At 54.9% G+C, this 18,000-nt stretch carries 17 protein-coding genes and 1 pseudogene; 1 reads left to right on the top strand and 17 read right to left on the bottom strand.

The features are described 5' to 3' along the window. Window positions 1-43: 43 nt before the first annotated feature. The 3 genes from B9P63_RS01590 to B9P63_RS01600 all read right to left on the bottom strand — a co-directional run bounded on the left by B9P63_RS01590 (window position 44) and on the right by B9P63_RS01600 (window position 1,425). Entirely contained in the window at window positions 44-268 is a 225-nt protein-coding gene (locus B9P63_RS01590; RefSeq protein ID WP_011048925.1) for a F0F1 ATP synthase subunit C, read from the bottom strand. A gap of 70 nt (window positions 269-338) precedes the next feature. Continuing rightward, on the bottom strand, window positions 339-1,091 hold the full coding sequence (locus B9P63_RS01595) for a F0F1 ATP synthase subunit A (RefSeq protein WP_085306788.1): 753 nt from the start codon (window positions 1,089-1,091) through the stop codon (window positions 339-341). A 4-nt stretch (window positions 1,092-1,095) separates the two neighbouring features. Continuing rightward, the gene (locus tag B9P63_RS01600) at window positions 1,096-1,425 is read right to left on the bottom strand and encodes an AtpZ/AtpI family protein (protein ID WP_085306789.1); all 330 of its coding nucleotides are present in this window, start codon (window positions 1,423-1,425) and stop codon (window positions 1,096-1,098) included. Between the two features lie 219 nt (window positions 1,426-1,644). Here B9P63_RS01600 and B9P63_RS01605 point away from each other — a divergent pair, with 219 nt between their 5' ends. Next, the gene (locus B9P63_RS01605) at window positions 1,645-1,968 is read left to right on the top strand and encodes an ArsR/SmtB family transcription factor (RefSeq protein ID WP_085306790.1); all 324 of its coding nucleotides are present in this window, start codon (window positions 1,645-1,647) and stop codon (window positions 1,966-1,968) included. A gap of 282 nt (window positions 1,969-2,250) precedes the next feature. Here B9P63_RS01605 and B9P63_RS01610 read toward each other — a convergent pair. The 14 genes and pseudogenes from B9P63_RS01610 to cobN all read right to left on the bottom strand — a co-directional run. Continuing rightward, window positions 2,251-2,646 (bottom strand): annotated as a pseudogene (locus B9P63_RS01610) (transposase); the annotation flags it as partial. 178 nt (window positions 2,647-2,824) lie between these two features. Further along, window positions 2,825-4,108 carry an amidohydrolase family protein gene (locus tag B9P63_RS01615; protein ID WP_085306791.1) on the bottom strand — a complete coding sequence of 428 codons (1,284 nt, stop codon included), beginning with the start codon at window positions 4,106-4,108 and terminating at the stop codon, window positions 2,825-2,827. Next, window positions 4,108-5,052, bottom strand: a complete 945-nt coding sequence (locus B9P63_RS01620) for an ABC transporter permease (protein WP_085306792.1) — start codon at window positions 5,050-5,052, stop codon at window positions 4,108-4,110. The genes B9P63_RS01615 and B9P63_RS01620 overlap by 1 nt, the downstream gene beginning before the upstream one ends. 4 nt (window positions 5,053-5,056) lie before the next feature. Then, window positions 5,057-6,106 carry an ABC transporter permease gene (locus B9P63_RS01625; RefSeq protein ID WP_085306793.1) on the bottom strand — a complete coding sequence of 350 codons (1,050 nt, stop codon included), beginning with the start codon at window positions 6,104-6,106 and terminating at the stop codon, window positions 5,057-5,059. Beyond that, window positions 6,096-7,637 carry an ABC transporter ATP-binding protein gene (locus B9P63_RS01630; protein ID WP_085306794.1) on the bottom strand — a complete coding sequence of 514 codons (1,542 nt, stop codon included), beginning with the start codon at window positions 7,635-7,637 and terminating at the stop codon, window positions 6,096-6,098. The genes B9P63_RS01625 and B9P63_RS01630 overlap by 11 nt, the downstream gene beginning before the upstream one ends. A 6-nt stretch (window positions 7,638-7,643) precedes the next feature. Next, the gene (locus B9P63_RS01635) at window positions 7,644-8,651 is read right to left on the bottom strand and encodes a BMP family protein (RefSeq protein ID WP_085306795.1); all 1,008 of its coding nucleotides are present in this window, start codon (window positions 8,649-8,651) and stop codon (window positions 7,644-7,646) included. Window positions 8,652-8,943: 292 nt separating this feature from the next. Next, the gene (locus B9P63_RS01640; protein WP_085306796.1) at window positions 8,944-9,699 is read right to left on the bottom strand and encodes an SDR family NAD(P)-dependent oxidoreductase; all 756 of its coding nucleotides are present in this window, start codon (window positions 9,697-9,699) and stop codon (window positions 8,944-8,946) included. Beyond that, window positions 9,696-10,472 (bottom strand): FadR/GntR family transcriptional regulator, encoded by a 777-nt coding sequence (locus tag B9P63_RS01645; protein WP_085306797.1) that lies wholly within the window; start codon window positions 10,470-10,472, stop codon window positions 9,696-9,698. The genes B9P63_RS01640 and B9P63_RS01645 overlap by 4 nt, the downstream gene beginning before the upstream one ends. Before the next feature lie 112 nt (window positions 10,473-10,584). Further along, window positions 10,585-10,929 (bottom strand): Lin0512 family protein, encoded by a 345-nt coding sequence (locus tag B9P63_RS01650; RefSeq protein WP_085306798.1) that lies wholly within the window; start codon window positions 10,927-10,929, stop codon window positions 10,585-10,587. Then, entirely contained in the window at window positions 10,926-11,270 is a 345-nt protein-coding gene (locus tag B9P63_RS01655; RefSeq protein WP_085306799.1) for a Lin0512 family protein, read from the bottom strand. Before B9P63_RS01655 ends, B9P63_RS01650 begins: the two co-directional genes overlap by 4 nt. 18 nt (window positions 11,271-11,288) lie before the next feature. Further along, window positions 11,289-12,242: a zinc transporter ZntB gene (locus B9P63_RS01660; RefSeq protein WP_095532974.1), complete on the bottom strand. Its 954-nt coding sequence runs from the start codon at window positions 12,240-12,242 to the stop codon at window positions 11,289-11,291. A 3-nt stretch (window positions 12,243-12,245) separates the two neighbouring features. Beyond that, complete coding sequence (gene cobO / locus B9P63_RS01665; protein WP_085306800.1) at window positions 12,246-12,851, bottom strand: cob(I)yrinic acid a,c-diamide adenosyltransferase; 606 nt, start codon at window positions 12,849-12,851, stop codon at window positions 12,246-12,248. A gap of 95 nt (window positions 12,852-12,946) precedes the next feature. Next, window positions 12,947-14,155, bottom strand: a complete 1,209-nt coding sequence (locus B9P63_RS01670; RefSeq protein ID WP_085306801.1) for a TsoY family (seleno)protein — start codon at window positions 14,153-14,155, stop codon at window positions 12,947-12,949. A gap of 140 nt (window positions 14,156-14,295) precedes the next feature. Further along, window positions 14,296-17,988 (bottom strand): cobaltochelatase subunit CobN, encoded by a 3,693-nt coding sequence (gene cobN, locus B9P63_RS01675; RefSeq protein ID WP_085306802.1) that lies wholly within the window; start codon window positions 17,986-17,988, stop codon window positions 14,296-14,298. Window positions 17,989-18,000 lie beyond the last annotated feature (12 nt).

An 18,000-nucleotide genomic window follows, 5' to 3' on the forward strand; every position in this document is an offset into this window, starting at 1 on the left:
GTTAACAGGGCCGCCCGCGCGTAAGGATTAAGATCGTGTCGGTTTAGACTGCGAACATCAGCAGAAGAGCGACGAGGAATGCAAAGATGCCCAGTGCTTCTGCGAACGCGATACCGATGAACAATGTTGCTGTCTGCGAAGCAGCAGCGGATGGGTTGCGCAACGCGCCTGCAAGAAAGTTTCCTGCTACGTTGCCTACACCGATTGCGGCTGCGCCGGAACCGATTGCTGCGAGGCCTGCGCCGATGTGTGCGAGATCGCCTTCCATAATAATTCTCCTTACGATTGGAAGTTTGATAGAGTTGTAAGCTACCCGATTGCCGGACAGATCACGTTGGTTAGTGAGACGGGTGCAATGCGTCTTTCAGGTAGACGCATGTCAGGATGGTAAAGACGTAGGCCTGGATCGCGGATACCAGCACTTCTAGGCCGTAGATCGCAACAACGCCGAGGATCGACAGGGGTGCAACGGCTGTCAGCGCGGCGAAGCCTGCGAAAACCTTAAGAACTGCGTGTCCTGCCATGACGTTGCCGGCCAAACGAATGGAATGGCTTACAGGGCGTACAAAGTAAGAGATGATTTCGATCAGGGCCAGAACGGGACGCAGCGCGAGCGGCGCGCTGGAGACCCAGAACAGGCCCAAGAAGCCGACGCCATTCTTAATGAAACCGATCGCTGTTACCACGAAGAACACGCCGAAGCCAAGGATCGCTGTTACCGCGATGTGCGATGTGGGCGAGAAGGACATAGGGATGAGTGCGAGGAAGTTGGAAAACAGGATAAAGATGAACAGTGTGAAGATGTACGGGAAATACTTCAAACCGTCCTTGCCTGTCACGTCCTCGACCATTTTGTAGACGAACCCGTAGGCCATTTCAGCAATCGATTGTGCGCGTGATGGAATGACTGCGCGGCGCGATGTGCCCAGAACCATCAGGCCGAAGATGCAAAGAACTGCAAGCCCGAGCCAGAGGGTCATGTTCGTGACTGTGAACATGCCGATGGGGCCGTCACCGAACAAAGGCTTGATGATGAACTGATCCATTGGATGGAATACGAGGCTGCTGCCTTCTGCCGCTTTGTCTGCCATGTTCTCAGCCCTTCTCTTCGTCCTTGGCCACTGGGGCCGCTTGTGCGCTCTGGAATTCCTGTGCGGTGCGCATCATCGTCTTGACGCCCGCCGCGAAACCCAAAAATGTAAACAGCACCAGAAAAATCGGGATCGTGCCAAGCAGCACATCAAGCCCGTATCCGATGCCAAAACCGATCCCGAGACCGGCAACTAGCTCTGTCACCATGCGCCACCCTTGTTGGGCTTGGCTGTAGTGTTCTTCCTGCGCGGGCTTTGGCGTATTCGTCGCTTTCACCTTTGCAATCTTTGCGTCCAATTGCTTAAGACGCTCACGTTGGTCAGGCTCACTCAACCGCTCAAATCCCGTTTTGAGGTTTAGAGGAGTGCTATGCTTGGCAGCGCACTGAGTCAAGCGAGATACGTGCTTGGATAAGTTGCTGATTTATATGGAAAATGACGGAATTTTCAAGGCTGCGGCAGCTGGGCGCAGGTGCGAAACAGGCTGAAAACAACCCGTCTCAATATTCAACCATTTGGTTGACGAACCCGCCTGCTTTGCGTTTATGCCTTTATGAGCCAAACCCTTGATACCACCTTCGCCGCCTTATCCGACCCAACACGCCGCGCGATCCTATCGATGCTGCTGGAGGATGACATGGCTGTGACCGATGTGGCCGAACCGTTCGAGATGTCATTGGCAGCAGTGTCCAAGCATCTCGGGATATTAACCAAGGCGGGTTTGATTTCACAGGAAAAGCGCGGACGAGTGAAATGGTGCAAGCTGGAGCCAGATGCGCTGAAGGGGGCGTCTATCTGGATGCAGGGCTTCGGCCAGTTCGAAGAGCTGGATATGGACGCGTTCGAGCGGTTTTTGGCGGTGGAGTTGGAGGGGTGAGGACTCCGGCTAGAAGTAGTCATGTTACGCTCGAACAGGTCTCAATCCAGTTAAGCGAGGCGAAGGTCGGCTTTGATGAGGGTTTTTCGATGCGGGCCATTGCGCGAGTTTTCGGCGGTGGCTACGATGAACATCGACGCGTTTTCAACATATTGGATCGTTTGGAGCAGCAGAATACTCCACCCTGATGAGGCACATGAGGGAGCATGTATTGTGCATTTTGACGGACATTTCGTCATTTGGTGGCCTTTCGTGGTGGCGCTCGGGTCTGTGGCTTTTGCTCTTGGTCTGCCCAATCAGACGTCCCCCCCCCTTTTTCAACCGCAGACTCGAGGCTGTGCGGTGCGCCTTGAGATAGATCGCATCCATTGCCCGGCAGTCGAAACGAAGTTTCGATGAGAGGAGAGAGATTGTCTTGTTGTCCGGAGTTTCTGCTGCCAACCCAGTCATGATCCGCGCAAATACATCCATATTGCTCCAACGCTTCCAGTGGTTGTACACTGTCTTGGGTGGGCCATAGTCTCCAGGTGCATCAGATCAGCGTAAGCTGTTGAGATTGAATAATATAATGCCATTCAACATGCGCCGGTTATCAACGCGTGGTCGACCTCGGCTTTTGGGAAAGAACGGCCGAAGCCGCACCATCTGCGCTTCTGTCAGCCAATAAAGATTACTCATCTGCCCCCAAATCGCTGAGGTTCGTGAATTATGCCAACAGCGCAACATCAAGCCGATTAACGGGTCCTGACCTTAGGAGCTGCGAACTCTCTTCGCAGTTATCATGCAAGGCGCATCTCCAATTGAAGTTACATTCGGTTTTAACGATATGTATTGCATAAGTTGAAAAAGCCTGAGCCTACGCGGTGCCTGGAGTGTGTCGTCTGCGCGATAATTTTGGACGATTTGGCAGAGATAGCGTCGCGTTGGCCCTCGGGGACTGGCTGATCACCCGCCCGTTCGCGATGACCGATAACCGAGCAGCGCGCAAGCGCAGCGCTTCGATGGGGTTACTTGCGTCAAGAATAACCAATGATGCCTTGGCACCGATGTGTAGCCCGTAGTCCGGCAAGCCCATCGTTTTGGCGTTGTTTACCGTGACCATATCAAAACAGGTTTGCATTTCTTCAGGGCTTGTCATTTGCGCTACATGCAGCCCCATAAAGGCTACATCCAGCATGTCCGCAGTGCCAAGGGAATACCAAGGGTCAAGTACACAATCTTGCCCCCACCCGACATTGATCCCCATCGCCAACATTTCCTTTACCCGCGTCAGGCCGCGCCGCTTTGGAAACGTGTCATGCCGCCCTTGTAGAACGATGTTAATCAGCGGGTTTGGGATCACATTAATTTCGGATTTCGCAATAAGTGGCAGTAGTTTTGAGACGTAATAGTTGTCCATAGAGTGCATTGACGTCAGATGAGACCCCGCAACACGCCCCTGTAAACCCAAGCGATGGGTTTCATGAGCAAGCGTTTCAATGTGACGTGAAAACGGGTCATCAGATTCGTCGCAGTGCATATCTACTTGTAGACCGCGCGCGGCTGCAATTTCACACAGCTCTTTCACCGATGCAGCACCGTCCGCCATTGTGCGCTCAAAATGCGGAATACCCCCGACAACGTCGACTCCCATATCCAAGGCACGGATCGTATTTTCGCGTGCAGTTGGATCGCGGTAAAAGCCGTCTTGGGGGAAGGCGACGAGTTGCAGGTCGATGTAGTCTTTGACCTGCTCTTTGACCTCGAGCAGTGCCTCGACGCCCAAAAGCCGATCGTCACAGGTATCGACATGACTGCGTATGGCCAAAAGTCCCATGCTCGCGGCCCAATCGCAATAGTTCAACGCGCGTGCGATGATATCGTCTTGGGTCATAACCTGCTTAAGTTCGCCCCAAAGCCCGATTCCCTCCAGCAGCGTGCCAGATGTGTTGATCCGTGGCAGGCCGTAGGACAGTGTCGCATCCATGTGAAAATGCGGATCGACAAAAGGCGGAGTGACCAAATCGCCAGTCGCATCAATCAGCTGCCCCGCCTCTGCTGTCTCAAGTGACCCTACTGCAGTGATCTTGTCGCCCAAAATTCCAATATCGGACACGCGGCCATCTGGCAGTGTGCCACCTTTGACGATCAGATCAAACATTAGCGTTCTCCTTTGTTGAACGGGACCATAAGCGCCGCAGGGACTTGGGCGCGGCGTGACATCAAAATAAGTGCCAGTATAGACAGGATATAGGGCATCATCAGGAAAATCTGGTAGGGCACATGTGTGCCCAAACTTGTTTGCTGCACGCGAATTTGCAACGCATCAAACGCCGCAAAAAGAATAGCGCCAAGCAACGCTTTACCAGGTCGCCACGATCCGAAGACCACCAATGCAATACAAATCCAGCCACGACCATTGACCATTTCGAAAAAGAAACTGTCAAATGCCGACATGGTCAAAAATGCCCCGCCGACTGCCATAAGGCCGCTCCCTACCATCACGGCGCCCATCCGGATTGCTGTGACAGATAGACCTTGGGCAGCCACCGCTGCAGGGTTTTCACCAGCAGCACGGACCGCAAGCCCAAGCGGGGTGCGGTAGAGAACCAAGCTCACGACGCCCACAAGAATAAATGCGAGATACGTCAGTGGAGTTTGCGAAAATAGTGCCGGACCAAGTAAAGGAATGTCTGATAGAATCGGGATTTCATAGGGCTGGAATGCTGCGATTTTTGGTGGGCTTGTGACCTCGGGCAGTGCTAGCCGATATGCGTAATAGGTCGACGACGTTGCAAGCAGTGTGATTCCAAGACCCACAACGTGCTGAGATAGACCGAACGGAACCGTGAGCGTGCTGTGTAGCAGACCAAATAGCATACCCACCAGCATCGCGACGCACACGCCGGTCCAAAGCGCTGTACCGGAATAAACCGCCATCCAACCTGCGAATGCACCCGCGACCATGATGCCCTCAATCCCAAGGTTCAACACACCTGCGCGTTCGCAAATCAATTCGCCCAATGTGGCAAAGATCAACGGGCTGGCGATGCGAATGGCTGCCGCCCAAAAGCTTGCCGTGAAAAGGATATCAATGATTTCCATGATCCTATTCCCTCACCACACGAAACCGCGTTAGCAAGATGGCCAACACCATAAGAAGAAGTGCTGTCGCAAGCATGATGTCGGCCAAATACGTTGGCACATCTGCGGCGCGGCTCATGCTGTCGGCCCCGACAAAAATGCCAGCAACAAAAAGGGCCGCTAAGACCACACCAAGCGGATTGAGCAAAGCCAGCATCGCCACGATGATCCCAGTGTAGCCAAACCCTGGCGACAGATCGAGCGTCAGGCTGCCTTTCAGTCCCGCCACCTCAGAAAATCCTGCGAGTGCAGCAAGACCACCTGACAAAAGCGCTGTTTTCAAGATTACGATGTTGACGGGAATGCCTGCGAAGGCTGCGGCTTCTTTGTTTAAGCCAACGGCTCGCATCTCGTAGCCTAATGTGCTGCGGGTCTGGATGATCCAAATGCAAACGGCTGAAAAAATCGCGAGTCCAAACCCCCAATGTAGGCGCAATCCATCTACAATGCGCGGTAATCGCGCCTCTGGTATCAGCCGTGCAGATTTTGGCCAGCCCATGCCCATCGGGTCTTTAAGGACACCTTCGAGCAGCATTGAGATAAACAACAAGAAAATGAAGTTAAACAACAATGTCGTTACAACTTCGTCTACACCAAACCGCGTTTTCAACAACGCCGGAACCAAAAGAACGATCGCGCCAGCCAAGATTGATGCAATAATGATAGTGGGCAAGATCGCCATGCTCGGCCAAGGTAGAGTGCCTGTCCCGAGTAAAACGGTCATAAGAGCGCCAGCATAAAGTTGTGCTTCTGCTCCGATATTCCAAAACTTGGCGCGAAATGCGACGGCGACAGCAAGGCCCGTGAATATCAACGGAGTCGCGCGGTTGAGCGTTTCCAAAATCGCAAATGTTGATCCAAAAGAGCCTTTTAGGATCAATCCAATGACATTGAAGGGGTTCGCGCCTGCAACCATCGCTAGAAGGGATGCGATCACAATGGTCGTGGTAAGGGCAATCGCAGGCGGAGTTAACTTGCGAGCCAATGTTGGCTTTTTTATCGGTTCAAGACGCATCGGGGATATCCACTTCAAATCCTTGACCCGCCATCCAAAGTCCCAACTGTGCTGGCGTCATATCGCCACGCTTAAACTCTGGCGACAGTCGTCCGTCTGCAATGACATGTATCACGTCTGACAGCGCCATCACTTCGTCCAGATCCTCAGAAATCAACAACACCGCTGCACCGCGTTCGCGCGCGGCGAGAAGCTGGCTGTGCACATAGTTGACCGCGCCGATATCAAGGCCACGCACTGGTTGATTGGCGAGGATAATTTGCGGATTAGCCTCAAGCACGCGACCAAGGATCAGTTTTTGCATGTTGCCACCAGACAACAGGCGGATAGGTGTATCCGATCCGGGACAGCGCACATCGTATTTGTCGATGATTGCATCGGCAAAAGCCCTAGACTTACTCCAATTCAGCCAGCCGGATTTGCTAAAATCCGCAGATGTGTATCGTTCCAGAATGGCGTTTTCCACAAGGTCAAAATCCGCGATCGTGCCCGTCTTGTGGCGATCTTCGGGGATGCGCGCGATACCGCTTTGTACCGCGATGCGTGGCGTCCATTTCTGAGCGGTTTCAGATCCCAAAACAACTTGCCCTTCGCTTGGGCTCAATACACCTCCAACGACATCAGCCATCGCAGCCTGTCCGTTGCCAGATACGCCGGCAAGACCGATGATCTGCCCCGCCTTTAAGGTCAATGACACTGATTTCAAACCAGGGGTGCTGCCAATATCGGGCGTGGTAACAGTGCGCAACGCCAGCAGCGGCGCACCCGGTTTTGCAGGCGAGACGTCAGGCGGTGTCGCCTCAGTCCCCATCATCATCGCTGCCAGCGCGTTCTTATCGGTGTCTTTTGTTTTCACACCGCCTGCCATTTTGCCGTGTCGTAACACCACGACCCGATCCGCGATGGCCATCACTTCGTGTAATTTATGCGAGATGAAGATAATCGAAAGGCCTTCTTTGATCGCAAGTCGAAGGGTCGCAAACAAATCGTCCGTCTCTTGTGGGGTCAACACAGCAGTTGGCTCATCAAGGATCAAAATCCGCACATCGCGGTATAGCGCCTTGAGGATTTCAACTCTTTGACGTTCCCCCACAGACAGCGTTCCGACATACGCATCAGGTGAAACGGCAAGGTGGAACTTCTTTGATAATGCCAAAATTTGCGCTTTTGCTGCAGCGCGGCCCAAGCTGAATTTCAGCAACGAATGGACACCCAAAGTGATGTTTTCTTGCACCGTCAGGTTATCGGCCAGCGTAAAATGTTGATGCACCATCCCAACGCCAGCGTCCAAAGCCGCCCGCGAATTGCCGGGTGGCAATGTCTCACCGAACACACGTACAGTTCCGCTATCGGCTGTATACTGACCGAATAAGGTATTCATGAGCGTGGTTTTTCCCGCGCCATTCTCACCCAACAGGGCAACAACTTCGCCCACGTTCACGGAAAGGCTGACCGCATCATTTGCGGTCAGCTCTCCAAACCGTTTTGTAATTTCGTTGAGGGAGAGTGCCTCAACTGCCTCTTTGGTCATGATCAATTACGACGAAGACGGTTCGTCGTCGTTAATTGTGACGACGAAATCGCCTGACATAATCTCAGCCTGACGCTGTGCTACAAGCGCGAGTGCCGCTTCTGGAACTTTGCCTTCAAACGTACCCAATGGCGCAAGACTTGAACCACCTTGGTTCATGAAAGAAAAGATTCCGTAATCCGCAGCCGTAAATGTACCAGCCTGCACCTCGGCGATGGCCTTATCCAACGTCGGCTCAAAGTGCCAAATTGCTGAGGCGACGACAGTTTCAGGATAGTCAGCCTGCGTATCGATAACGTTGCCAATGGCAAGGACACCCTTTTCCTGTGCGGCGTCAGACACACCAAACCGTTCAGCATACAGAACGTCGGCACCGTTTTCGATCATCGCAAAGGCGGTTTCCTTTGCTTTGGGTGGATCGAACCAGCTTCCGATAAAGGTCACTTGAAACGCGATATCAGGGTTCATCTCAAGCGCACCTGCCATAAAGGCGTGCATCAGGCGGTTTACTTCAGGGATAGGGAAACCGCCAACCAAGCCAATGTCGCCAGTTTCTGTCATCGCACCTGCAATAATGCCAGACAGATATGCTGCATCTTGAATGTAATTGTCGAAGACAGCGAAATTTGACAGCCCGGCATCTACTTTAAAGCTGGATCCCATCAAAAAGGCCACGTCCGGGTACTCTGCGGCGACTTCGCGCGCTTCTTGTTCTGCACCAAAAACTTCTCCGACAATCAGAGTGTTACCTGCTTCTGCATATTCGCGCATCACGCGGGCATAGTCGGTATTGCTGACATTTTCGGAGTATGAGTAGGCAATATCGCCGCGATCCTGTGCTGCCAGTGCTGCTTCATGAATACGGCTGACCCACTGCTGCTCAACGGGCACAGTATAAATACCGGCCATTTTGATCGGCTCTGCAGCCATTGCACGTCCGGCTCCGAGTATCAGTGATGTTGCTGCAGTTGTCGCTATGAAATGGCGGCGGTTAAGGTGCGTTGGTTTTTTCATTGAACTATCCCTCTTGAGTTTCATCATAATAGCGCCTCGTTTGACCATTCGGTCAAGAAATGTTTTGCCGAACAGAACTGATAGCGGGCACAGCCTTTTGCTTATCGAGGTTTTGACTCGGATAGCTTAAAAATTTGGCAGAGTGTGCTCCGATGTACCCGTCAATTGGCGTATTGCTGGATTTGCGCATGCCAAGAGGTTCATGGTCGGACCCATAAAGGAAGTCATTCGCGCAAACGCCGCATCAGCTCTCACCGCGCCGGCACAAGGCCGCAAAGCGTCATTGACGTGTTTAGTATTGCTTCCCCCTGAGCGCAGGCAAGCCAACCCCCGTGCTCTCGAACCCTCCATCGGACGCAATCACTTGCCCAGTCACGTAACTCGCCTCGGGTGAGCACAGGAACGTAATCACCGAGGCGATCTCGTCCTCTGATCCGTAGCGGTTGAGCGGGATCGCGTCGTGATAGGCGTCGATGATCTCTTGAGTGTGGACCGCCATCGCCAGTTTGGTGCGCACGGGGCCGGGGCAGACGCAGTTGGCGCGGATGCCAAACTCGCCCAACTCTGCTGCCTGTTGTTTGGTCAGATGGATCACGGCGGCCTTGGATGTGCCATAGGCCACGCGCAGGGTCGAGGCGCGCAGGCCAGAGATAGAGCCGATGTTGACGATTGCGCCTTTGGTAGCTTTGAGCGCGTCGGTGGCGGCCTGTGACATCAAGAACGTGCCGTCGAGGTTGATCGACATGACCGCCTTCCAACGGGCGAAATCCGTTTCCTCAATCGGCCCAAAATCAGCGATGCCTGCGTTGTTCGCCAGCGCGTCGATCTGGCCGAAGTGGGCAAGGGTTTCGGCGATGATTTTCGGGGCCTGTTCGGGCTGCGAAATATCATAGTTGAGCGGCAGGACGTTATCGAGGCTCTTCGCGCTTAACGCTAGCTCATCGCCGTCCCAATCCACCATCGCAACGCTCCAGCCTTTGGCGAGGAATTGTTTGGTTGTGGCAAGGCCAATGCCGCGCGCGGCACCTGTGACGAGTGCTGTTTTCATTTTGGACCCTTTGATTGTTCGTGCTCGAACCGCTGGCGCGCGATGGCTTCATTCGCTTGCGCTTTGACGTCATCGCGCAGGGATTGCTCGACGTAATTGAGATGGGCGATTACCGCGTCGCGCGCGCCTTGCGGATCGCGCGATTGCAATGCTGCGTTGATCTTGGCATGCTGCGCCAGCAGTACATCGCGGGTGGTGCGTTGTTTGAACATGATCTGGCGGTTATAAAACACGCCCTCGCGCAAAAGTTGATACATGGAGCGCATCATGTGCAGCATAATCACGTTGTGGCTCGCCTCGATAATGGCGAGGTGGAAGTCGGCATCTAATTGCGCTTCGTCCTCGGGAGAGCGTTTGACGTAGGTGCTCTCCATCTTGCGGTAAACCGCGTCGATCACTTGCAGGTCTGTATCGGAGGCAAGGCGCGCGGCGCGCTCTGCGGCCAGCCCTTCCATATCGCGGCGGAATGAGAGGTAGTCGAACACTGCCTCATCATTGCGTGCGAACAGGCGGGTGAGGGCAGGAGAAAAAGCGGAGCCGAGAACGTCGGCCACGAAGATGCCCGCGCCTGCTTTGCTCGCGAGGAGGCCGTCGTTTTGCAAGCTGGCTATAGCGTCGCGCAAGCTCGGGCGCGATACGCCGAGGCGTTCGGACAGTTCGCGCTCTGACGGGAGGCGTTCACCCGGTCGCAGGATGCCGCGCAGGATCAGGTCTTCAATCTGACGGATGACGGCGATTGAGAGTTTTTCTGGCTCGACGGGTTTGAATGGCATTCGATCGCTCGCGCATGATTGGTCAGGTTATATGACCGAAGGTACGGCGCGGCAAGTATTGAGGGCGGGGGCCAGCCCCCGTGCCCCCGAAGTTTTTTTTGGAAAGATGAAGCTAGGCCTGTTTCGGAAGGAACGCTTCAATTGCAGCGGTTGCGATGACGATGGTAGTGCCCGTATCGGGGTTATGTACATTCAGGCCACCGTGGGTGGCGCTGATGGTCGCAGTGCCGCGGGGGAGGGCGGATTTGAGTTGCTCGGTGTTGAGTTTTTCCGGCTCTTGGACGCCGATGGTGACCTTCACGCGCATGTCTGTGTGTGGAATATTGCGGGCAGCGAGCATGGGGATGGCGGAGTGGCGGATTGCGTCCTCGATCGCGCGAGCGGCGGCCTTGGTGTAATCCATCCCGTATTGATCGTTGCCAGAGCCCATTTCGATAATGAAGCGCTGATCATTCATTGTGCTGGCTCCAGATCAAGGGACACGTTGATGGCTACTGATGCGATGACGGTCGGGTTGCCATTAGGGCGGGGCACGTCGAGACCGCCTTTGACCGCGTTGATGGTGACTTGACCATAGGGGAAGATGTCTTTGAGCGCGTCTTTGTCGAGTCTGTCAGGTTGCTGCACGCCCACTTCCACGTCGATCAGCATCGCTTCCTTTTCCAAACCGAAGAGTTCCGCGAGGTTGATGGAATTGTGCCAAAGCGCATCTTGCAACGCGCGTTTGGCCGCCTGTGTGTAGTCTTGGCGGCGCAAGGATGCGCCTTGGCCAAATTCTGTAAGGAGGCGTTGTTTCATATCATTCAATTTCCTTGATTAAAGCCAATCGCGCCAGCGAAAAGCGGCATAAAGCGCGGCACCGATCAAGACTGATGCGATGCAAAGCCCTGCAAAGGCCCAGTTGGCGTCAACTCCGGGCATGCCCGCGACATTCACCCCGAAAAGACCTGTCAGGAACCCCAGCGGTAGGAAGATCGCAGCCATGACCGATAGGACGTAACTGTTGCGGCCCAATTTCATAGCAGTCTGTGCATCGAGGTGTTCTTGGATGGCGGCAAGGCGGTCGCGCGTTGCATCCAGTGCTTCAACCGTGCGCGCCGTGCGATTGGCGGACTCGCGTAGATGGTTGGATTTATTGGAATGCAAAATGATAGTTGTGTCTGTGACCAAACGATCAAGCGCTTCACGCTGCGGGCCAACAAAGCGGCGCAACTTGATGATGGATTGACGCAACTCTAGGCATTCTTTGCTGGTATTGGCGCCCGCATCAAGCGAGCTTTCCTCCAGCGCATCCACCATTTCCTCGAACTGCAATGAAACGTTTTCAATGCGATAGGATAAGCCATCAACCAGCGCAGTTAAAAAGGCGCTTGAAGTGGAAGGTGCGGTGCCTTCTTCAGCGTCTTGCCTTAGGGCATCGAGGGCCATCAGACGACGTTTGCGCACTGAAATCACGCGTGCCTTTGTCACCCAAAGGCGCAGCGACACCATATCTTCAGGATCCGCTTCCGGATTGAGATTGACACCTCGCAGGGTCACGATCAGTCCATCACCAAACGCATCGACACGCGGCCGCGTTTCGGGGGCAAGCACGGCGGCGGCGATCAAGGGGTCAACCTGCGTGACGAGCCAATTCTCCAAGTCCGGTTCGGTTAGATCAAAGTGGGTCCAACGCCAGCTTTCGGGCAAAGGCTTTGCGTCAAGGTCTACTGATCTGGCTTTACCATTTTTGTCGATGTCAAAACATGCAAGTGGGTCTGGCAGTGCCAAGGTTTAAAACTCCACCCCGATCTGCGCCTTCACGCCTGATCTGAAGGGATGCTTCACCAGTTCCATCTCGGTCACCAAATCAGCGATCTCGATCAGATCATCCTTCGCATTGCGGCCCGTCATTACAACGTGGGTCATCGGTGGTTTCTCTTCCACCAAGAACGTCACCACATCGTTCACGTCGATATAGTCATAGCGCAGCGCGATATTGATTTCGTCCAAAAGCACCATTTTGTTGCTCTCGTCGCGGATCAATTCCTTGGCCTTTTCCCAAGCGGCCTGCGCCATTTCTGTGTCGCGGTCGCGATCCTGCGTTTCCCAAGTAAAGCCTTCGCCCATCGTGTGGAACGAACAAATGTCGGAAAATTTTCCGAGGATCAGATCACGCTCGCCCGTGCTCATCCCGCCTTTGATGAACTGCACCACAGCGCATTGCATATCATGGGCGATGTGGCGGAAAATCATGCCGAAGGCAGCAGAACTTTTGCCTTTGCCCTTGCCCGTGTGAATCACAATCAGACCTTTTTCATCGGTCTTTGTAGCCATGATCTTGTCGCGTGCGGTCTTCTTCTTGGCCATTTTCATCGCGTGACGTTCTGAATCGCTCATGTGCTGCCTCTTTCGCGCTAGGTTTGAGAGAACATAGGTGCGATGGGCGCGCGCGAAAAGGGCGCTTGAACAGATCAAGCGCCCTTTTTGCAGGTTTATTCGGCAGGGATCGCAGCGACGGGCGCTGTGCTGAAATGCTGGCGGTTGAGACGGAAGACCATTGCAATGGCGATCAATTGCATCGCGATGGCAACTGCGCTCAGCATCCAATAACCTGAGCCGAACTTCGTGATTACATCGGCACCAACGAGGCCCTTGTTGATGAAGAAGTGACCCATCACAGAAAGTGCGACAAAGGGGCAAACGAGTGCGTAGGACCCAACGGAGGTTTTCGCACCAATTACGAAGTCGCTCCAGTAACCCTGCACCTTGAGAACGGCGAGGCCAAGACCAAGAAAGGCAAACTGCACACCAAGCAGCTTGGCGGTTAGCATCAGAGTCTCAGCGGGCGGTGCATGCACTTCGAATGTGGTGTGCAAGCCGTGGTTTTGACGCAGCACCATGATGCCGAGCACGGTCATCAATGGCACGGTAATCATCAGGGTTGGTGCAACTTCACGCGCCGCGCCGTGGCGGATCATCCCAAGGATGCCTGCGAAGATGGCAAGCGTCGCGTAAATGGTCGCGATCACGCCGATGAATGTTGACAGGATTAGCGATGTCGCGACGGTCGCCTTGATCGTGCTCATTGCCGCGGGGGCGGACATGCCGACGGCAACCATGGCAAGGGCGAAACCGGGAAGCGCCTGAGCGAAAGAGCCATTGGCTGTCTCGTCAAAGCTGCCATCTGCGAGGACATCGCCGATGAAGCTGGCGATCATGCGCAGGGCGATTGCAGCGATCAACGCAAAGACGATCAGCGCCACAGGGAAGAGGTATTCGATGACGTCCCAAAGACCGGGAACGAAGACGAGGCCGACGATGAAAAGTGCGTTAACGCTCATTGCGAGGGCGAGGGGCATTGCGAGCTGCGTTGAGGCGGCGTTGGATTTTGCGAATTTGGCGTAGCCGTCGGATTTATTGAACGTTGTGAATTGCTTTAGATTCCAGATCAGTGACTTCAGGTTGAGGATGGTAAAGCCGGCGATGCCGACGGCTGCGATGATGATCGCGCTTTGCATCGCGAAGCTGCCGGTCTGGAAGGCGCTGAGAATGTCTTCGAACACGGGAACGGGGCGGCCTTGATGCGGAACCCAGAACATCAGGAACATGAAAAAAGTGACGCTTAATCCGCCCGCACCAAGCGAGGCGAGAAAGTAAAGCGGCGCATAGTTCTGCGCGGCAACGGAAGAACGGGTCTGCATGGGATATCCTTTCACAGTGATTCATATTCTATTTAATGAATATGATTGCATGCGAAAAATGAAATGTGAAGCGTGAAAGGCGCAGGTCAGCTATGCGCGCCCTGCAAAAGGCGCGGTTCCAATTTCGGATTTTCCTTGTTTTATTGACCCAAAAGCCCTGAAATGCGCGCACGCGCAGAATTGGAACGTGGCGTCCAAAGTCCACGATCAATCGCTTCCTGGAAGCGTTCAGCCATCTCGACTAGCGCGGACGGGTTGTGATCGGCGATAAATTCTCGGGTTTCTTCGTCCTCTAGGAAGGCGGACTCGACCAGATCAAAGTGGTGGTTTTTCACAGCGCCAGTCGTGGCGGCAAAAGCGAAAAGGTAGTCGACTGTCGCCGCCATTTCAAATGCACCTTTGTAGCCGTGACGTTTGACGCCGTCGATCCATTTGGGGTTCACCACGCGCGAGCGCACAACGCGGCCGATCTCTTCGTCCAGCGTTCTGATGACTGGGCGCTCAGGGCGCGAATGATCGTTGTGATAGATCGGTCTGTCTTGGCCTTGCAGGGTGCTGACAGCAGCAGCAGCCCCGCCCTCAAATTGGTAATAATCATCGCTATCAAGCAGGTCATGTTCGCGGTTGTCTTGGTTCTGCACGATGGCTTCGGTTTGCTTGAGACGGGTTTCGAAACCAGCGCGATCCCGTTTGCCTTCGCTTCCCACGCCATATGCGTAGCTGCCCCACTCCAAGTAGGCTTCGGCGAGGTCGGCTTTGTTGGCCCAAAGACGTTCATCGATCATCGCTTGCAAACCCGCGCCGTATGCGCCGGGTTTGGAGCCGAAGACGCGCGATGTGTTTCCTTCGGATTTTGCCCGCGCAGCGGCAGGGTTTTGATCGGGCGATTCATCTAGCGCCATGACCGCTTTGGCGGCACTATCCATGAGGGAGATAAGCTGCGGAAATGCATCGCGGAAGAAGCCGGAAATCCTAAGTGTCACATCCACGCGAGGGCGGCCAAGCACGCCTTCGGGGAGGACTTCAAAACCTGTCACACGGCGGTTGGCGCTGTCCCATTTCGGCTTGACCCCCATCAGCGCGAGGGCCTGCGCGATGTCGTCGCCGCCCGTGCGCATGTTTGCAGTGCCCCATGCGGTTAGCAGCATCGTGCGGGGCCAATCACCGTGGGTTTGCAGATGTTTTTCGATGAGCAGGTTTGCGGATTTCCAGCCCAAGGCCCAAGCGGTTGGTGTTGGCACAGCGCGGCTATCGACAGAGAAGAAATTGCGCCCCGTGGGGAGCACGTCGAGGCGCCCGCGCGTGGGCGCGCCAGACGGGGCAGGGGCGATGAATTTGCCCTCAAGCGCGGTAAGCAGGCCGTTCATTTCAGATGGACCGCAACTGCGCAGGTTGGGCATTACTGTGGCGTGAAAGCCTTCTAGAACGAGCGCGGTGGCTTTGAAATGTTCGGGTGTTTCGGGCCAAGCGATGGCGTGCTGCGCGAGCATTTCGAGGCGTTCAATCGTATCGCCATTCGAGCGCCATGTATCCGTGCCTATGCTTTCGAGAAATTTATGTCGCGGCCCTGTGTATGGCGTTCCCATATCGCAATCGAGTGGATCAATATCGACGCCGCAATCAATGGCAAGTGCGCGGATCAGGGAGGCATCGCCGCCTTTACCATCCCCGCGCGGGACGCGGACCAAAGCGATGGCGAGGTCGCGTTCTAAGTCGCATTCTGGCGAAGAGCCGAAGATGTGCAAGCCGTCTCGGATCTGCGCTTCTTTCAGCTCGCACAGGTAGGAATCTAGCTTGGCCAGATCGCCGTCTTCATCATTGCCAGTCAGCCCTGCGTCTTTGTCGAGACCTGTTGAGGACGTCATGCTCAGGATTTCACGGCGAAGGTATTCGATGCGGCGCGGATCGATGCCGGCGGCTTCATAGTATTCGTCTACCAGTGCCTCTAGGTCCTTCAAAGGACCGTAAGTTTCGGCGCGCCCTAAAGGCGGCGTGAGGTGGTCGATGATCACTGCCTGCGAACGGCGCTTGGCCTGAGTGCCCTCACCTGGATCATTGACGATGAAGGGATAGATATGCGGCGTGGGGCCAAAGACGGCCTCGGGCATGCAATTTTCGCTAAGCGCAATCGCCTTACCGGGGAGCCACTCCAAATTGCCGTGCTTGCCCATGTGAACGATCGCATGCGCGCCCTGCACAAAGCGCAGCCACATGTAGAAGGCGAGATAGTTGTGTGGTGGCGCGAGATCGGGGGAATGATATGTGTCGGTCGGATCAATGTTGTAGCCGCGTGCGGGCTGGATACCGACAACAGTGTTGCCGTATTTCAGGATGGAGAGTTTGAAGCCCTCGGGCGTCATGAACGGATCTTTTTCAGGCGCGCCCCAACGGGTAGTGATCTGTTCGCGCACCTCAAACGGGAGTGCGTTGAAGTGCTGTTTGTAGATATCCAACGGCAACACTTCGCCGCCCTCTTTGTTGGCGCGATCCGTCAGCCAGTTTGTTGGGCCAGCCATGATCTGCTGCATCAGTGCATCGCTGTCTTGCGGCGGATTGACGACTGAATAGCCGGATTTTTGCAACTCATGCAGCACATTTACGGTCGCCGCAGGCGTATCCAGCCCGACACCGTTGGCGAGACGCCCGTCCTTGTTTGGATAATTTGCTAGAACCAGAGCAACTTGACGGTTTTTAGGCGACGCTGCGCGTAATTTGGCCCAGTTCGCGGCAAGTTTAGCAACAAATCCAATACGATCCCCTTGGGCGCGATAGGTTGCGATGGGACATTCTGTGGCCTTATCGAAGTAGGCTTCGCCCTTAAATGAGACCGCTCTTGAAAGGATTCGTCCATCAACTTCTGGCAGAGCCACGTTCATGGCGATGTCACGGCCAGAGAGACCTGTAAGGCCGGATGCCCATGCTTCCTCGGTCGAGCCTGATAGCACGGTTTGAAAAATTGGCGCATCGTTTGCCACTGGCATCGTGAGTGGATTTACAGGGCTGTTGTCGCCTGCGTGCGGCGAGCCGACGGCGAAGGACGTGCAATTCAGGATGACCGAGGGCGGCGCGGCGCTGAACACTTGCTCTAATGTGGCCACGCTGACGGGGTCCTTGAGCGATGCAACGAAGAGAGGCAGAGGGTTAAGGCCCTCGCTCAGCAGTGCTTTGGTGAGGCGATTGATAGGGTGCAAGCCTGCCCCCTGAACGAGAGCGCGATAAAAGATGATAGGGACGACAGGCGCGCCATCTTTCCAGCCCTCTTGGGCTGCGGACAGGCCGGAAATGCCTGCGCCGGGCCAATAGACGCCTGCACGCAAAAGCGGCGATGCGGAACTGGGTTTGTCTGCGCCATCCAGCATGGATTTGGCGTAGCGCAGCAAGTTTTGCGCGTTATCGGGCCCACCCTCGACGCAGTAAGCCCAGAAGGCATCGTAGTCTTCATCTGGGATGGTGCTAAGGCGGCGCAACTCTTCGTCAGGTTTATCATCGCCCGGCAGCAGCGCTAAAGGAACGCCCGCTTCGTGCATGCGCGCTGCATATTGCTCGGACCCGTATTTCCAATAACCGACACCGCCAAGAACGCGCGCAATCACCAGTTTGGATTTGCTGGCGCACTCGTCAATATGCAGATCGACCGACATGGGGTGCATCAGGTGCATCATGCTGGCAAGGCGCAGTGATGGTGGCTTTTCGATATGCGCGCGCGCATCCGAGAGTGCGGCGAGTTCTGTATCAGCGGCAGAAATGATCACCACATCCGCAGGGGTTTGCCCTAGATCAACGGGTTCTTTACCATCATCAATGGAACCGGGCGTGGCGGCGAGCAGGTGCATGGGACAAACCTA

It is taken from the genome of Planktotalea arctica (assembly GCF_002105285.1).
In the GTDB taxonomy this organism is placed as follows: domain Bacteria; phylum Pseudomonadota; class Alphaproteobacteria; order Rhodobacterales; family Rhodobacteraceae; genus Planktotalea; species Planktotalea arctica.

What these genes read in the sequence shown, in the direction of transcription:
- B9P63_RS01590 (WP_011048925.1), bottom strand. Translation starts at nt 268, where the DNA reads ATGGAAGGCGATCTCGCACACATCGGCGCAGGCCTCGCAGCAATCGGT.
- B9P63_RS01595 (WP_085306788.1), bottom strand. Translation starts at nt 1,091, where the DNA reads ATGGCAGACAAAGCGGCAGAAGGCAGCAGCCTCGTATTCCATCCAATG.
- B9P63_RS01605 (WP_085306790.1), top strand. Translation starts at nt 1,645, where the DNA reads ATGAGCCAAACCCTTGATACCACCTTCGCCGCCTTATCCGACCCAACA.
- B9P63_RS01615 (WP_085306791.1), bottom strand. Translation starts at nt 4,108, where the DNA reads ATGTTTGATCTGATCGTCAAAGGTGGCACACTGCCAGATGGCCGCGTG.
- B9P63_RS01620 (WP_085306792.1), bottom strand. Translation starts at nt 5,052, where the DNA reads ATGGAAATCATTGATATCCTTTTCACGGCAAGCTTTTGGGCGGCAGCC.
- B9P63_RS01625 (WP_085306793.1), bottom strand. Translation starts at nt 6,106, where the DNA reads ATGCGTCTTGAACCGATAAAAAAGCCAACATTGGCTCGCAAGTTAACT.
- B9P63_RS01630 (WP_085306794.1), bottom strand. Translation starts at nt 7,637, where the DNA reads ATGACCAAAGAGGCAGTTGAGGCACTCTCCCTCAACGAAATTACAAAA.
- B9P63_RS01635 (WP_085306795.1), bottom strand. Translation starts at nt 8,651, where the DNA reads ATGAAAAAACCAACGCACCTTAACCGCCGCCATTTCATAGCGACAACT.
- B9P63_RS01640 (WP_085306796.1), bottom strand. Translation starts at nt 9,699, where the DNA reads ATGAAAACAGCACTCGTCACAGGTGCCGCGCGCGGCATTGGCCTTGCC.
- B9P63_RS01645 (WP_085306797.1), bottom strand. Translation starts at nt 10,472, where the DNA reads ATGCCATTCAAACCCGTCGAGCCAGAAAAACTCTCAATCGCCGTCATC.
- B9P63_RS01650 (WP_085306798.1), bottom strand. Translation starts at nt 10,929, where the DNA reads ATGAATGATCAGCGCTTCATTATCGAAATGGGCTCTGGCAACGATCAA.
- B9P63_RS01655 (WP_085306799.1), bottom strand. Translation starts at nt 11,270, where the DNA reads ATGAAACAACGCCTCCTTACAGAATTTGGCCAAGGCGCATCCTTGCGC.
- cobO (WP_085306800.1), bottom strand. Translation starts at nt 12,851, where the DNA reads ATGAGCGATTCAGAACGTCACGCGATGAAAATGGCCAAGAAGAAGACC.
- B9P63_RS01670 (WP_085306801.1), bottom strand. Translation starts at nt 14,155, where the DNA reads ATGCAGACCCGTTCTTCCGTTGCCGCGCAGAACTATGCGCCGCTTTAC.
- cobN (WP_085306802.1), bottom strand. Translation starts at nt 17,988, where the DNA reads ATGCACCTGCTCGCCGCCACGCCCGGTTCCATTGATGATGGTAAAGAA.